Consider the following 17,245-nt stretch of genomic DNA (forward strand, 5'->3'; position numbering starts at 1 on the left):
TATTTTAAAATGTTTAGGTGCCAAAGTGGTAAAGTAAAAACAAAGAAATAAAAATTAAGCGGGGTTTACAATGATTTTTCTTACTCGAAGGCGCAAAATTATCCTTTTTATCGTTACCCCGGTAGTAGTTGTTTCGATTGCAGCCGTACTCGGGAATTATTTAACCACACTTAATTTTGATGCCAATGGCACTACAAGACTATCAAATTCTGATGTTTCAACGATAGATAAATCACAGTCAAATTCACAATCATCAGCGCCAATTTCCGGTGCTGAATCAGAAAAAAAAGATCAAGAAAAAGCTCTTGAAAAACCAAAATCAGATAATATCGAAATTGCATCAAAAGTGCAAGCGCCAACTTTACAACCAAAATTCGCACCGCGTAATAACGCTAGCAATGGTGTGAATTTAATCGAAGGAACGGAATTAGCAAGATTGTCTGAACTTGCAAACCAAAGAAAATCCTCTGGGATACAAGCAGAAATTAAAAAACTAGAGTTTCGAATAGCAAATTTAGATGCAGAAATAAAAGAAATTAACCGGAAATTCGACGAAGATTATAACAAACCAAACGACCCAGATGCCCCTGGATCACGAAGAGCATGGGAAGAAACACGGCAAATTAAATTATATTCTTGCGATCCTTCAATTGATTGCCCCGCAATTCGTATTGAACAAAATAGAGCCGAACTTGAAAGACTAAAGCGTGAATTAGCAAATCCAAAACCATTGACGGCTGAGGAAATTAAACTTATAAAACAAGGAATGTTGCCCGTTCCTGACAATCCTTACGCTTGAGGTTATAACGATGAGTCGAAAAATCCAACTTTAAATCGACTAAAGCAAGAAAATTTAAACCGTGTTTTTAATATTCCAAGTTACTATTCGCGAGTTTCTAGTTCAATTTCGAAACTAGAATATGCCGGTTGAGATAAAAAGGATGTTTCAAATAACTTTTCCACTATTTTTTCAAAACATGGAATCACTGGCGATTCAATAAAAGTTTATGAATATACTCCAAATAGTGAAAACCCTGACCGCGCAAACAGAAGTCCAATAAAAACTATCGTTCTTGATGCCGATGATAATAACGCTTTTAATAAATTCCAAACAATTATGAATGAAGCGATTCAGCAAGATAATAAAATTCAGTCTGTTGTTTTAAGAAATGTTGGATCGCTGAATTCATTGCAAAATATCAACCCAATTTTAAAAGCAATTCCTTCCTCTGTGATTAAATTAGGTCTATTTTTGAATAATCCCGCGGCAACACGCGGACTTCGTGGTCTTGAAAACGTCAAGTTAAAAGAACTCGAACTCTATTCTGATGCAAATGCGCGATCTCAACAATGAGCAATTAATCCAAATGCACTTAAAAATATTGATTTTATCAGTTTTGATTATCAAGGTCAGTACAATGTTGTCAAAAATGCAGGTGAAAAAATTCCTTCTTCAATTACGTTTAACACGATTCGCTTTGATAAAGGTGATGAACTTGCACAAATTAATGCTGGCTTTGAAATCGTTTTTAACTCAAAAATTAATCAGCGCGTTTTCCAAGGTAATTTTGGCGGAAAAGGTGGATGACCAAGTTATCTAGATTTTTCTGATACCAATATTAAAACATTAAAGGGAATTTGGTTTGATGAATTCAACCGTGTTTATAATATAAATGTTGAAAACTGACCTGATGATCCGTTTGCAAAAGAAAATTATCAAGGAAAAAGAACACTAAAGTTTAAAAGGATAACTTTTCAAAACGATGAAGTTGGCGGCAGTCCTGCCTATGTTGCAAATCTTTCTGACTTTGATGGTGCTCAATTCGCCGAACGTCTTGCCTTTGGCGAACCAGGTCCACCGCCAGTTGAAATCCGTTTTATGAAAAATGGTCAAGAAGCGTTTAACATTCCGCTTTATTTAAAAGGTCAAAATTTAACTGGTGATGCTAAAAGTCAGATTGAAACATTTATAAGAGCGGCAAACGCGAATGGGCAAAGACGAATTACAAAAATTTATGTTGAAAATGAAAGTGTAAAAAGTAAATTAGGCAATAAAATCGGGCAAGTTTTAATTGAAATTAAATCGATTACGGGAAATAAAGGAGCAAATAATGAAAACAGCACAACAACTGACGAAATTCAAGTCTAAAATTTTGTTTTTGTTACCAACAATTTTACCACTAACAGTTATTGCCTGCACTTATGTTGAAACAAATTCGGAAAAAATTAGTCAAATTTCCCAAAAAGTCGCTAATTTAAAACAGAAATTTTCAACTGATCAAAAAAAGAGCAGTCAAGAATTTCAAAAATTAATTTCAGAAATTAATTCTGAACTTGAAAATTTGGGCAAAATTTTATCCGCAAACGAAAAAGTTCAATTTAAAGAAAAATCTGAGCAAATGTTAGCAAAATTAAAAACTTTTGCCGATCAAGATTTAACTGATACAACAAAAAAGACCGAATTTGATAGTACTTTTTCCAATCTCTTAAAATTAATCGACGAACAAAAAAAGAAAGAAGAAACTAAAAACAAAACTTCAAACAGCAATTCTGATGCAAAACAGAGTTCGCCTGATGAAGAAAAAAAGGTTCAATTCAAACCTGATTCCCCTGAAAAAACCGCATCTTTAGCACCTCAGGGTCAAACTTTTTCGGTTTGAAAAGATGGAAAACGCATTGTCGAAGATCAATATCAATACGATGATCCAAAAAGAGAAACTGCTTACTACAAGAGTTTAAACAATATAATGCAACAAAAAGTTGATAATTATAAACCAAAATTTTTAAAATTATATCCAGATAGTTTTGATCCTATTGATCCGAAAGTTCTTGAAAAACTAAATGAAAAAGCAAAATCGGCAAATCAACCTTTGTACCAAAATTCACAATTTAGAGCTTTTTCGTTGCCAAAAATCAACGAAAAAGGCGAAATTACTGGACTTTTAATTAACGAACTTGAACAACCAATGTCAGTTCCAGCCTATTGAGGTAACGAAAAACAAACTGGTGGTTCAAACCGAAATGGTCTTCCTCGCGTTTTACCTAATGAAACTTATCAACAAATTACAAAAAATTCCTTTTCCTTCGGGATAAGAAATGGCGCCGTTCGCGATCCTAACGACAACATCACGAACCAAGATGACGTAAAACGGGTGATTCGTTCGGATTTATCCTATGGAACAGCGGCAATTTTGGATTTTGAAAAAAAAGATGATAATTCTTATCCTTTAAAGTGATTTTTTATCACAAACGCACACGTTGCCGCGAGTTTACGACTCGCAAATGATAGTCCAAAAGAAAATAATCAAGTTTGAGGACGTGATGAGGGAAATTATTCTGAAAAATACCGTCAGTATAACACTTGAGCACTTTCACTTACAAGACTTAAAAAAACAACGCCGGTTTTTGCAAAACTACCAACTTCTTTAGGCGAAGATTTTAACAAATATTATGACAATGTTGAAGTTAGAGTTAAAGAATTAGAAGGTAATCTTTTTAATAACGGACGTGATGAAAAATACGAACGTGATTCTAATTTAGTTAACGAAACGCCAAAAAAACCTTTAAATGTAAGAACAATTGTAATCGGTACAAACGCGCTAAAGTCCTCGCCAAAAGACTTTTCTGACCAAGAACGTTATAAAAATATCGAAGAAGCACTCGATTTTGCTGTTGTTGAAGTCAATTTTGACAACGAAGAACAAGCAAAAAAAATGACCGAAGATTATTATAACGATGCAAAACTTCATTACCAAGGGCGAGAAGAAAACTTCCTTGATAAAAATGAATATGAAAAAATTTTGCCTACTGATTTTTACGGTTTTGGTTGACCTTCAACTACAAACGAAGGCGAAAATACACTAAATCGTTACGAGGATCCAAAACTTTTTGCCCATCGTCGTTTCAATGTTTCTCCTTGATTTAACAAATCAGAATCGCTTTATTTTAATAACAATCCCGAAGATGGTCGTTGAAAAAAAGGTGGTGAATTTGCCTGGTCAAGATCATATCGTTCTTTTGTAAATCTACCTGGAATTACTGACTATTTTATTTCAAATCCGACTTTGACTAAATCATATTTTGAAATTGCAAAATTACCTGAAGGAAATAAAGCATCAAGTCCTTACTTACTTTCCGGTCAAGGGTTTTTAATTGATAATTTCGCATCTGGAGGTGGGGTTTCGGGAACTTCGATTCGTGATGGGAATCAAAAAATTTACGGACTGCAATTTGCCAGCGACAAGAGCGCTTCAGTTGCGATGGTTTTAGCGCTTCGTTCATACGGTTTTGACTATAAAGGTTATTATGGTAAGTATAATTTACCTGCTTATGATATAATTTATGGCTCAAAAAATCAGTTTAAATCTTATTTTGATGCAATGTTGCAACTTTATGGTGAAAAAGCAGAAAAAAAATTAAAAACTAATTTATTTCCAAATGGATTTAGCGAGTCAACACGCAAAGATGTTTTCGCTAATAAACCAAATGTGGTAAATTTACCTGATGATATTCAAAAACGGACATATTCACGCGTACTCTCAAGCGCCCCTGACAATAATTAAAGTTAAATTAAATTTAACTTTTTCGTAATTTTAAGTGCAAAATCTAGTATAATTTATACTAATTTTTGTGCTTTTTAATAAATTTCATTATGTTTTATTTAAATAATAAAAAAGGCAAAAAAGAGCAAAAATTAGCATAAAAAGGGGTAAAATAATGAAAAGAAAATTACCAAAACCTGACTTTTTAAAAGCCTTTAAAATCTTTTTAAGTTTTAGCACTTTAACTGCTGCGGCTATTGGTGCTAGTTTGATTGGTTTGAAAAATCGCGATAAAAACGACCTTACTAATAATAGCGCGACAAATCACTCAAGTGATATCAACCAGCCAATTCTGAATGAAATTAATTATTTAGCACTTGGCGATTCAATTTCTGCAGGATTCAATTGGGATTATAGTTTTGATTTTCGCGGTAGCATTTCGAGAAGCGCACAGATTAAAGGTCTTTCTTATCCGGCGTTTTTTGCCGATTTTATCCAAAAAATTAGACCAAATGCAATAAAATCGTTTGACAATCTAGCGCTTTCGTGGACAACAATCACTGATTGACTTTATTTACTTGAACCTGGAAATGCAAAATTTGAAAATTTTGATAAAATGCATTTTAACTTTAATTATGAACTTGATAAATTAACAAAATCACCTTATGGTCAACAAATTCGCGATGTTTTTGGAAATTTTTCTGCAAAAAATTATCCAAAATTAAAGAAAAAAATTCAAAACGCCAATTTGTTAACGCTTTCGCTGGGTGCAAATGATTTAATGGAGTCAATTGACTTTCGAATAGTTGCAAAACCTAGTCAAAAAACCGCCACAAAAGCAGAGGCCGCCTTTGAGTTTATACAGGTTATCGAAGCAGCACTTGAGAAAATAAGCAAGAATTTACAGTCTTTTGTGCAAAAAATTCGTGAAATTAACCCTAATTTACAGATAGTTTTACTTGGTTATAACGTCTTATTTTCCCAGTCAATCAAATTTTTTGAAAAGTTGTTGATGAACGAACTCGGTCTTCCTGAAAATTACACAGTTCTAACGCTTAAAAAATTAAATGAAACAATTAAAAAAGTTGCTAAAAAACAAAAAGTTCATTTTGTTGACCTTTATAATGAAAAAACTTGGATGGAAAAAACAAATAAATTTGCTAAAAATGAATTTGACATCCATCCTTCGACAAAAGGTTATAAAAAAATGGCACAGGATTTATTATTCAAGCTTGCTTTTGAACAAGATCCTGAATTCAAAAGCGAATTTGTTAAAAAACTTAATTGAAACAAAGATTATTTAGAAAAAGATCAAGACACCTACCGTCGAATTTTAAATATAGGATCGAATTTAGAAATTTACAAAGCCTTGAGCATCGATGATTCAGTTGAGAAATTTATTGCACAAAAATCTAAAATTGAGCAAATTAGTACCGCCGAAATTGAAAAAGCAAAAGATCCACAACTTGCAATTCTTTCAAGAATTTGGTATGAAACCAGTTTTGGTACATTTTTAGACCGTTTTTTACGTTCAAATGTGCAAATTAATGACCGTTTAAAAAAAATGCTAAACGATTTTTGATTACAAAACGCCAAAAACAATCCATCATTTTCTGATATTTTACATAAGGTTTTGCAAAGCGACTTTTTCCTTGAGATTATCGAGCGATTCCAAAATTATATAAACGATGTTACAATCAACCAAAATTGGGAAAAAGCAACAATTTCCGGACTTATTAGTTTTGTTTTCACTGGTTTTAGTGAAAAAAAACTAATAAATGTGTTAAAAGATGTTGTCAGTTCTGATTTTGCAAGTAAAAATAGCGGCAAAATCAAAGAAATACTTTTTGCATCAATTTTTGGTCAAAGTGCAATTCAAGATTTACTAATTGATAATGCCATCGGAATTCCGGCAGAACATAAAAATGATTTAAAAATAATTTTCACTTTTGAATCAACAAGAAAATTGTTTTCAGAAATAATTAGTGATTTTATTCTTGAGTCAAAAGATTATGAAGGTGTTAAAAATTTTGAAGATGTGCTCAAAATTTTTCTAACACATCCGCAAAATTACGAAAATATCGTAAAATTTGCCAAAAGTTTCATTGCTGAAAGTTTAAAACACCGCGAGTCAGTTAGTTTTTTAGTAAAAATACTTAACGAAAATTTTAAACTTAATCTCGAAAAAGATGACCAAAATTCATTAATAAGTCTTTTACTTTCAGTTTCAGATATAATTATTCGAACAAAAACATGGGAAAAACTTAATGACACAGGTGCAAAAAGTTTTCTAAAATTTATAAAAAGTAGCGATTTTCGTCAAAGTAGTCAAAAAATTTCAACAATTTTTGCTAACCAAATTCAGGCTACCTATGCAACTTTTTTTAAAAAACCTGGAAATTTACTTGATTTGTTCCACGAACTTTTAACTTTTGATTTAAGCAATAATCAAATTGAATCACTTAAAAAATTGCTAACGAAATTTTACCCAATTGTAAATAAGTTTGAATTAAGCAACTTTATCGATAACAGTACGCCAAATTATAGCAATTTTTCACTATTTTTTAATTCAATTAGAGACTTTTTAGGTGAAAATTCCTTTAATGTTTTGTCAAAAGTTGTCAATTTTGCAATTAATGATTTTCTAGTAAATAGAAGTTCATATAAGCAAATTGACAATCTTAGTCGTTTCGGGTTTCAATTTTTGGCAAATAATCTGCCAAAAATTGAGGAAAATATTTATGATTATTTAGCAAAAAATCTAAGTGACGAAAATTTTATTCAAAATTTTAGCAATTTAATTAGTAAATCATTACGTTCTGAAGGGCTGAGCCAAAAAACAGTTGAAACTTTTTCAAAAATTCTTCAATTAATTTTTGAAGATTTTCAGAAAAAATATCAATTTTGGAAAAATAATAAAACCTCTAATTCTACTAATTTAATTTTTGAGTTTGTTCGCGGAGCGCTTGCTAGTTTTAAAATTTTCACAACCCAAAATTTTGACCAATACTACCAACTCAAAACCAATTTAGAAAGAGCCGAAAAAGATAAAAAAGATCTTGAAATTAAATTATACAAGCAAAAAATTGCCGATTTAGACGCAAATTTGTCTTTTGCAAATTTTTGAAGTTTTTTCCTAAATAATTTCTTTACAAACGATAAAATTTACCTACTTTTAAAAGAACTTGTAAACCTTAATTTCAAGGAAAAAATTGGCAGTCAAGATTTAATCTTGTTTTTTAAAGATCTTTTTAGCCAAAATTTTCTTCATACTCAACTTGTTGATAAGCTAAAATCTAATCCATTTTTCAGTCAGGAAAAAGTTGTCGAATCACTTTTAGACCTTTTAGGTAACTTTTTCCAATCTGAACAGGTAGAAAAATTACTTGCAAAATTTGTTGATCACTTCTTTAGTAAAGAAGAATTTGACAAAGCAGCCGATTTTAGCACTTTCATAACTAATTTTTTAAAAGAAAATAGTGATTTAATCGAGGAAGTATTTAGTCTTTTCCTTGGTGATTCAAAAACTTGAGACTCGCTTTCAACGTTTCTAAAAACAATTTTAGAAGCAAGTAAAGTAAATTTATCTGAAGAATCAATTCAAACAATTTTAACTTTAGTGCGAGATATTTTCACAAAATGAAAAGAATCAACATTAAGTTTTAAAGATGGGCAAAAAGTTCAATCACCTTTAACAATTCAAGCGCTAATTAGGATTCTTTTTGATTCAATTTCTGATAGTTCTTCTTCGAAAAAGTCAATTTTTGAAAGATTATTAGATAGTTTTAGTGTTGATATCGCCAATACTTATTATCAAGGCGATCAAGACGAAAGTACAACAGAAAATCAAAAAAGCAAAATTAATCAGGAACATATTACAAAATTATTTGCCGAAGTCGCAAGAACCAATGCAATTTTTGAGCAAATAAAAGCCGGACTTACTAATATACCAAAAGATTATTTTGATAATATTTTACCAATTTTAAATAGTTTTCTAAATTCTCCAGCACTTTCAAATTTATTTGATTCTTACTTTAAAATTGTTGCAAAGGCAAAAATTAACAAACCGTTAACCAATTTTTCATTAATTAAAACTTTATTTGAAAAACATTATTTTACTAGAATTATCGGTGAATTTATTACCAAATTAGATGAGTCAACTAATTTAGGGGAGAATGTTGCCGCGCTTGCGGCTAAAGTTTTCGGTACTAATTTTGAAAAAAACGAATTTTTACCGTTTTTTAAATTAATTAAGGAAATAATTTTAAATAACATCGAAAATTACTACAAAACTGATGAAAATATCGAAAACATAGTTCCTAACGAAACAAATCTTGTCAATGTTAGTGAATCAGTAAAAAATTCGGAAATAATTACAACACCTTTTAGTGAAACATCCGAAAATTCGTCGGTAAGTCAAGGAACAGAATCAACTCAAACCGCAAATCAAACTGAAAAATCAGCAATTTATTCAAAAGAAAACGCTTTGCTAACTAAATTAGTTTCAGTTGTTAGTAATTTAACAAGCGGGAAATTTTCGCTTGAAACTTTTAATTTGCTTTTAGAAAAAGAAATTGGCACCGAAGAATTTATTATTGAACTTATTAAGCAAGTTTCATCAGTTTATAATAAAATTTCTGAAACTGAAAGAGACAATCTTTGAAATATCATCGTTAAAATTTTTAATTCATCATTTTTCAAAGACAAAATTAGTTTGTTAAACATTGGCGATGTGTCCAGCTTTTCGCTATTTAGTAATTTATCAACAGAAAAAAAGCAAAAAATTGAGCCATTACTCAAAAAGGTGTTGCTGGAATTTTTGCCTAAACCAATTAATAAAATTTTAATTTTTCGTCTTTTAGATTATATGAATAAAAATTCTGCTTTATTTAAAGAAGTAAAAACATTTTCTGCACTTTTAACTAAATTTTTAAGTGATGAATCCAATAATAACGCCAATAATAGCCAGTCAAATTCTCAAAAAGAATCAAATTCAGAATTTTTAAAATCATATTTATGATCTGTGGTTGATTTTTTAATAAAAAATAATGAATTTGCTGACTTAGCCGCCGACATAATTGCTGTATATTTAAAATTAAATTTAGATAATAACGAAAATCTTACCAAGGATAAAATAGAAAAACCAAGAGAAATAATAACTAAATTTCTCAAAGATTTTATAAATTTAGGGTTAGAAAATCCGTTACTTTCAGGAATTTTAGATCAAATTGTACAATCAATCAAAACCTTAGATCCTAGTCAAAAAAGTGCAAGCTTTTTTAGCGCTATTTTTAGCAAATTAGATTTAGCAAAATTAGTTAATCTTGATTTAGTTGTTAAAATTGAACCAAAAATTGGTGAGGATGACTCAACAGGCCAAAGTTCAAGCGATCAAAAAGATCTAATTGATGAAAAAAAATTAACATTAAAAACTCCAACTAATCAAAAAATATCAACTAAATCACTTGCTGACTTTTTTGATTTATTATTTTTAGCCTCATCAAAATGAGATAAGACAAAGGAAAATGAAGCTTCGCCAATTTTAAAAGAATTAAATCATATAACTTATACCGGAATTTCATTTGAATCAATTTTTAAATCAAATAAAAAAGACCCTCAGCTTGAAGCAATTTCAAAATTATTTCATAGAATTTGGTACTCTGAGAAGAATTCTAGCAAAATAACAATCGATAATTTTAAAAAATCATCAAAAGGAAGACTCCTTTATAGACTAGTACTAATCCTTCTTTTTTATACATATGAATCTAGGATTTCTAAGCACTGAGCTCGATCCACAGCATTTTACGGCGGTCTTTTGTCTTCCTATACCGCATCTGAAATAATCCGTGCATCGTTACAAAACGGTGAACAAGCAAATAGAAATAAAACTAAGGATAATGATTATAAAACTTTCATCGACAAAGTAATAGGCGACCCAACAAAACCTAAAAGTGGTTGATGGCAAATTTGGACGAGTTATTATTCATCTTCCGATGTTAAATTAAATGATATGCTGACAATGATTTATTATAATCAAGAAAAAAATCGTTTTTCTGCTGAAACCGGTCAAGAAAAACTTCGTGACCAAGTGCTTGAACAAATTCGCCAAGGAACTTATCCTGATAATTATGAAAGCCCAACAAAAAAGTAAATAATTTTTTGAATTTGAAAACAAAAAACTTCAGGTATACCTGAAGTTTTTTGTTGGATTTAAACTTGACTTTTAAATGGAAAAGCGAAAACTATTTAATAATTTCGGTTACGGTTCCAGCACCAACGGTTCTTCCGCCCTCACGGATTGAGAATTTAGTTCCTTGCTCAACGGCGATTGGGGCAATAAGTTCAACAGTAAGATCGACATTATCACCCGGAATTACCATTTCACGACCAGCTTCGAATTCAATCCCACCAGTTACGTCAGTGGTACGGAAGTAAAATTGTGGTTTGTAGTTTTTGAAAAATGGTGTATGTCTTCCACCCTCTTCTTTTTTTAGCGCATAAATTGCGGCTTTGAATTTAGTGTGGGGAATAATTGTTTTTGGTTTAGCAATAACTTGCCCACGCTCGATATCTTTACGGTCAACACCACGGAGAAGCACACCAGCATTGTCCCCTGCCATTGCGGATTGAAGGTTTTTGTTAAACATTTCAATTCCGGTTACAACAGTTTTTTTTGGCTCAGCACGGTAACCAACAATTTCAACTTCTTCATTTAGCTTAACTTGCCCACGCTCAACTTTACCAGTTGCAACGGTTCCCCGTCCTGTAATGGTGAAAACATCTTCGACTGCCATTAGGAAAGGTTTGTCCATTTCCCGCACTGGTGAGTCGATATAAGAATCAACTGCATCCATTAGTTCTAACACTTTTGCTTCCCACTCAGGTTTTCCTTCAAGGGCACCACGAGCAGAACCACGAATAATTGGAGTGTTATCACCATCGAAGTCATATGAAGAAAGAAGTTCACGAATTTCAACTTCAACAAGGTCGACCATTTCTTCTTCGCCTTCAAGTAAGTCGATTTTGTTAAGAAAAACAACCATTTTTGGCACACCAACTTGTTTTGAAAGAAGAATGTGTTCACGAGTTTGGGGCATAGGCCCATCAGTTGCAGCAACGACAAGAATTGCTCCATCCATTTGTGCGGCTCCGGTGATCATATTTTTAATATAATCGGCGTGTCCCGGGCAATCAACATGGGCATAGTGACGTTTGTCGGTACTATATTCGATATGGGCGGTATTAATTGTAATTCCCCGCGCTTTTTCTTCAGGAGCAGCATCGATTGAAGCATAATCTTTTGCCTCAGCTAACCCTTTTTTTGCTAAAACGGTTGAAATCGCTGCTGTTAAAGTAGTTTTTCCGTGGTCAACATGACCAATTGTCCCGATGTTAATATGTTCTTTTGAACGGTCGAAATCTTTTTTTGCACCAGATTTAACAACTGCCATATTTTTCCTTTCAATTTATTTTGAATTGCTTTATAAAAACTTGCTAAAAACCACCACTGAATAGCCTTGCAACTATTTCCTATCCTCTTTTTTTAGCAAATTTTACTATAAAACCCGATGTTTTAAAAAAATTTTTCAAACGATTTTTATTATAATTATACCAAAAATTAAAAATAATTTAAAGATTTTTGACCCTCAAAAAAAGTCTGAAAAACAAGGGGTGTCGGGGGCGAATAAAGTTAATTTTTTGGATAAATTTAAATGTTTAAACATTTAAAAGCAAGAATTTCACAATAATTATTTAAAAATAAAGTCATAAATTTGCTCGTATGTTTCAACCGGAATGAATTTAATTGCTTTTTTAACTTCATCAGGGATATCAACAAGATTTTTCTCGTTTGATTGGGGGATAAAAATTGTTTTAATCCCGTTTTTGTAAGCCCCAAGTGATTTTTCTTTAAGACCGCCAATTCCGAGCACTTTTCCACGTAAAGTAATTTCACCTGTCATTGCAATATCGTGTGAGACCGGTTTTTGTGTAAGCGCGGAAATGATCGCGGTTGCAAATGTAATTCCAGCAGAAGGTCCGTCTTTGGGAATTGCGCCTTCAGGAACGTGAATATGAATTAAAGTGTTTTCAAAATCTAGATCAATTCCAAAATCTTTCGCTTTTGACTGAACATAAGAAAGAGCAATTCGTGCTGATTCTTGCATTACATCTTTTAACGATCCCGTTAGTTTAATATCGCCGCGTCCGGGAATGGTTGTAACTTCGATTTGGAGAGTTGAACCACCAAGGGGCGAATAACCCAGACCGTTGACAGTACCAATTTGTGGATTAGCATCAACATAGTCAGGATCGTATTTTTCAATTCCTAAAAGTTCGCGGACAAATTTGATATCAATTTTGAAATTATCTTCAAGTGTTTTTTCAAGTAGTTTAACAATAATTTTTCGGGCAATTTTGTCAAAAACCCGTTTTAGTCCACGCACACCAGCTTCGCGAGTATAATAACGAATTAAAAAGTCAATTGTTGTATCATCGATTGGAAAGTATTTTGCATCAAGTGCGTTTTCTTTTAAAACTGCCGGAATTAAGTGTGATTTGGCAATTTGTAGTTTTTCTAAGAAAGTATAAGAAGATAGTTCAATTGTTTCAACCCGGTCAAGTAAAGGTTCGGGAATGTCGTTAATTTCGTTAGCGGTTGCCACAAATAAAATTTGTGATAAATCATATTCAAGTTCAAGATAGTGATCCTGGAAGAAACGGTTTTGTTCGGGATCTAAAACTTCAAGCATCGCCGCTGCTGGATCGCCTTTAAAATCAGAGCCCATTTTATCAATTTCATCAAGTAAAATTAACGGATTAGAAACGCCCGCTTTTTTTAGCGCTTGAATAATTTTTCCTGGAAGTGCACCTACATAAGTGCGGCGATGGCCGCGAATTTCCGCTTCATCGCGAATGCCACCAAGGGAAATTTTGACAAATTCTTTACCAATTGCCTCGGCAATCGCCATTGCAATTGAAGTTTTTCCGGTTCCTGGCGGTCCTACTAATGTAAGAATTGGGATTGTATTTCCTTTTGGTTTACGGATTTTTGTATTATCGAATAAATTTGAATCGGTATAATCAGAACCAATTTTTTTAAGATGAGGTTCTTCTTCGAATTTAGCACGGCGGTGAATTAGTGCCGCAAGATATTCGATCACCCTTTTTTTAATTTCATCAAGACCGTAATGAGCTTCTTCAAGTTTTTCACGAACATTTTTAATATCAAGAATATCTTTTTTAACACGTCTTCACGGAAGGGCAACAAGTAAATCAAGGTAATTTTTAGTAATGTTTGACTCCGGTGAGGTCGCCATCATTGACTTTAGTTTGTTCGCTTCGCGTTTAATTGTTTTTGCGACTTCACGGGGGAAAATTAATTTTCCCAGTTCTGATTGCAAAAGTTCTTCAATTTCATCTTCATAACGTGAGTCTTCGCCAAGTTTTTTTCGAATTGCTTTAATTTTTTCTTTAAGGATGAATTCAGTCTGTTGACGGTCTAAATTTGATTTAAGAATAACGTTAATTTCGTCTTCAAGACGAACTTGTTCACGATGTGTATGCACATGTTCGTAAAGTTTTTTAATTCGCAAACCATAAGAACCTAAACTAAAAAGGTAATATTTTTGTTGATAAGTTAAAGTTGATGACGTAGCTAAAGTGTTAGTTACTTTTCTTATGTATTCAGTTAATTTAGTTTCATCACTTTTATCAACCCTTTCAACCATTACTAACAATTCAGAAGGGATGTGAAAAGTTTTTGTTTTTTTTGCAAGTTCAACTAAATCTTCAACTAAAGTTGAGTTTATTTCACGGTTTTTTACGATTTCTCTTGTTGTACGAGCAATAATTTGATCTGCTCTAGTGTTTTGCGGATCAGGAACAAATTCGAGTAATTGCACTTTTTCAAGAACAGTAAAATCGAGAATTACAGTATGTCAATCACTTCTGTCGTTTCGAGTTCTTGCGCGATAACTTTGAACTTTAATCAAAGAAGCATATTTTGAAAGTTCGCTAAGATCATAAACTCTAGGCTGGAAATTGTTTTCGATTTTTGTTAAATCTTCGACAGATTTATCTTTAACTTTTTGGTTTTTACCTGTCTCATTAGTTTCGTTATTATCTTCTTTTTTCTCTTTTTTGGTTTCAGTTTCTTCTACTTTTTTAGCCTTACTTTTTGTTTTTGATTTTTTTTCTGATGTTTCGTTACTTTCTAATTCTTCTTCTAATAATTCTTCATCTTCTAAATCATCGGACTCAACAGGGGTAATTTCATTTTTTTTGCGATAAACGATCAAAAACTCCTTATTAGTTAAGGTTTGTCTTGAAGTCGAACTATAAATTTCACGAAGAATTTTAATCGAATCAGGGTCGCTGAAACTAATTGTTCGTTGAGTTGTGTTTGTAAAATATATTTCTTCTGATGCGATTAAAAAGCGATAAGAATTAGTAGGCATATCAAAAATCTCCGATTGATAATGTTTTTCGTATTTGGTGATAATTGTCTAGAGGACTAATTGTACCAAAAAAAAGAAAAAAGATATTTGTAAATATAAAATAATTCACTAACAAAATTATACTAAAATTTGTCAGCATTTATATAATTATAAATTAATTTTTTATTCTTTTTTTAAGAAAATGGTCAACAATTACATAAATTGGCAGTGCTAAAATCGATTCAAGCGAAAAATTAGCTAAATTAAAAGGGGTATAAACGCTTAAAATGAAAGTTCAATAAGGAAGTTTTAAATCTCCAAGAAAATTTTTGCTAACTTCATCTCATTTTTCAATTGTTGCTAGAAAAGAAATTGAATCAGTTAATTTGAAAAGTCTTAAATAAACTGGCGTAATTAGAATTCCGTTTAAATAAGTCATTAAAAATGCGGTAACTAAAATTGCAAAAATTAACGCTAGGATAATAATTGTTTTCGTTTTTTGCGAATTTGGTAAAAAATTTCGAAATAAAAAACGAAAAAAAAGAAAACTAAAAATATAAATGCAAGAGGCAAAAAATAAAATAAAATGACCAAAATAAATGATATCAATTCCGCCATAACTGTTAAAACTCAGTCAAGGTCCAACTAAAAACCTGATTAAAAGGCAAGTAAAACCAATTCAAAAACCTGAAATTAGAAAAATTGGGATAAAAAAAAGGGTTGAAAGATCTACTTTTAAACCAAGATTTTGAAAAAACGGTCAACTAAAATAATTTTGTGAAAAGATAAAAAAAACTAACGAAAGACCAAATAAAATGCCGGCAACAGATAACTTAAAATTAAAATTAGAGCGCCAAAAAATTGAATTTGCCATTTTTAATCGCCAAAGAAACGATCGCCAGCATCGCCAATTCCTGGGATTATGTAGCCTTTATTGTTTAGTTTTGTATCTTTTTGACAAAAAAACAGCGGTATTTCTGGGTATTTTTCCTTGATTTTATCAAGACCTTGCTGAACTGTTAGAATTGTAGCAACCATTATTTTTCTAAAGCCTTTTTCAACAAGTAAATCGATTGCACTCACTAGCGAATTTCCAGTTGCTAAAATTGGATCAAGAATAATTGCAACTGAATTAGATTCAGGACTTGGTAGATCTTGAAAGTAATTCTGAATTGAAAGGTCTAAATTTCGCTTTAGACCAATAGGTGCAACTTTTGAATCAGGTAATAAATCCAAAAACGGTTCAACCATTCCAAAACCTGCACGTAAAATAGGGACAAAAACAACTTGGTTTGTAATTTTTTTGCCACTAAATTTCTCATCTAACACGGAAATTGACTGAAATTCTTCAGTAGTTAATTTTTCCAAAACCGAAAAAGCTAAAAGTGTTGATATTTTTCTAATCGAAGCGCGGAAATCAATTAACGTTGTCCTCTGTCTTATTTTACTAATTTCACTAGCAATTAAAGGGTGAGTAACTCTGATTTCCATAATAATTTACTCCTTTAAAAACTGGTTTTAAAAAACCAGTTTTTAGTATTTGAAATCTCAAACAATTATAACATAAAAAAAGAAAATTAATATCCACCTTTTTTATCATCGAGATTTTTAACAATGCTAACTGATTTTGAAGTTCCAAAACGAGTTGCGCCTAAATTATAAAAAGTTTCCATTTCGGCTAGATTAGAAATTCCGCCAGCAGCTTTTATTGCTAATTTTTCATTTTTGTTCGCTTTAATAATTTCAAGATCTTGAACACTTGCGCCACGATAGGAAAATCCGGTTGAGGTTTTGATAAAATCAGCATTTGTTGAACTAATTACTTTTGTAGCATCAGCAATTTCGTTTGCAGATAAAAGTGCGGTTTCGATAATAACTTTGAGAATTTTATCACCAATTTCTTTTTTGATTTGGTTAATTTCGTTAATGATAAATTGAAAGTCTTTTTCTTTAAATTTACCAATGTTCATTACCATATCAATTTCATCAGCGCCATGAGCGATTGCAAGTGCAGCTTCTTTTTGTTTAACGGCGCTAATCTGACTACCTAAGGGAAAACCGATGACGGTTACAATTTTAATGTTAGTGTTTGCTAGTTCTTTTTTTGCAAATTTAACTCAAATCGGTGCAATGCAAATTGCACCGAAATTATAAGTTTTTGCTTCATTAATTAAAGTTTTAATGTCGCTTGAAGTAGCCTGTGGTTTTAAAAGTGTATGATCAATTATAGCACGAAAATTCATAAATCATCCTTTTAATTTACAGTTT

8 protein-coding genes are annotated in these 17,245 nt (G+C 31.6%); 3 read left to right on the forward strand and 5 right to left on the reverse strand.

Going from position 1 to position 17,245, the window contains the following annotated elements:
* Positions 1-70: 70 nt before the first annotated feature.
* The 3 genes from MDIS_RS02125 to MDIS_RS02135 all read left to right on the forward strand — a co-directional run bounded on the left by MDIS_RS02125 (position 71) and on the right by MDIS_RS02135 (position 10,692).
* Complete coding sequence (locus tag MDIS_RS02125; RefSeq protein ID WP_052506214.1) at positions 71-2,149, forward strand: putative immunoglobulin-blocking virulence protein; 2,079 nt, start codon at positions 71-73, stop codon at positions 2,147-2,149.
* On the forward strand, positions 2,112-4,562 hold the full coding sequence (gene mip / locus MDIS_RS02130) for an Ig-specific serine endopeptidase MIP (RefSeq protein WP_052506215.1): 2,451 nt from the start codon (positions 2,112-2,114) through the stop codon (positions 4,560-4,562). Before MDIS_RS02125 ends, mip begins: the two co-directional genes overlap by 38 nt.
* Positions 4,563-4,716: 154 nt before the next feature.
* Positions 4,717-10,692 carry an SGNH/GDSL hydrolase family protein gene (locus tag MDIS_RS02135; RefSeq protein WP_197722420.1) on the forward strand — a complete coding sequence of 1,992 codons (5,976 nt, stop codon included), beginning with the start codon at positions 4,717-4,719 and terminating at the stop codon, positions 10,690-10,692.
* Between the two features lie 91 nt (positions 10,693-10,783).
* On the opposite strand, the gene tuf is transcribed toward MDIS_RS02135, so the two are convergent.
* The 5 genes from tuf to deoC all read right to left on the reverse strand — a co-directional run bounded on the left by tuf (position 10,784) and on the right by deoC (position 17,220).
* Positions 10,784-11,992 (reverse strand): elongation factor Tu, encoded by a 1,209-nt coding sequence (tuf, locus tag MDIS_RS02140; protein WP_044635440.1) that lies wholly within the window; start codon positions 11,990-11,992, stop codon positions 10,784-10,786.
* A 297-nt stretch (positions 11,993-12,289) separates the two neighbouring features.
* Complete coding sequence (lon, locus tag MDIS_RS02145) at positions 12,290-14,998, reverse strand: endopeptidase La (protein WP_044635441.1); 2,709 nt, start codon at positions 14,996-14,998, stop codon at positions 12,290-12,292.
* A gap of 154 nt (positions 14,999-15,152) precedes the next feature.
* Entirely contained in the window at positions 15,153-15,851 is a 699-nt protein-coding gene (locus MDIS_RS02150; protein WP_044635442.1) for an MPN527 family putative ECF transporter permease subunit, read from the reverse strand.
* A 2-nt stretch (positions 15,852-15,853) separates the two neighbouring features.
* Positions 15,854-16,468, reverse strand: a complete 615-nt coding sequence (gene upp / locus MDIS_RS02155) for a uracil phosphoribosyltransferase (protein ID WP_044635443.1) — start codon at positions 16,466-16,468, stop codon at positions 15,854-15,856.
* Between the two features lie 86 nt (positions 16,469-16,554).
* Complete coding sequence (gene deoC, locus MDIS_RS02160) at positions 16,555-17,220, reverse strand: deoxyribose-phosphate aldolase (RefSeq protein WP_044635444.1); 666 nt, start codon at positions 17,218-17,220, stop codon at positions 16,555-16,557.
* Between the last annotated feature and the right edge of the window lie 25 nt (positions 17,221-17,245).

The sequence above is a fragment of the Mesomycoplasma dispar genome, from assembly GCF_000941075.1.
GTDB classification, from domain to species: domain Bacteria; phylum Bacillota_I; class Bacilli_A; order Mycoplasmatales; family Metamycoplasmataceae; genus Mesomycoplasma; species Mesomycoplasma dispar.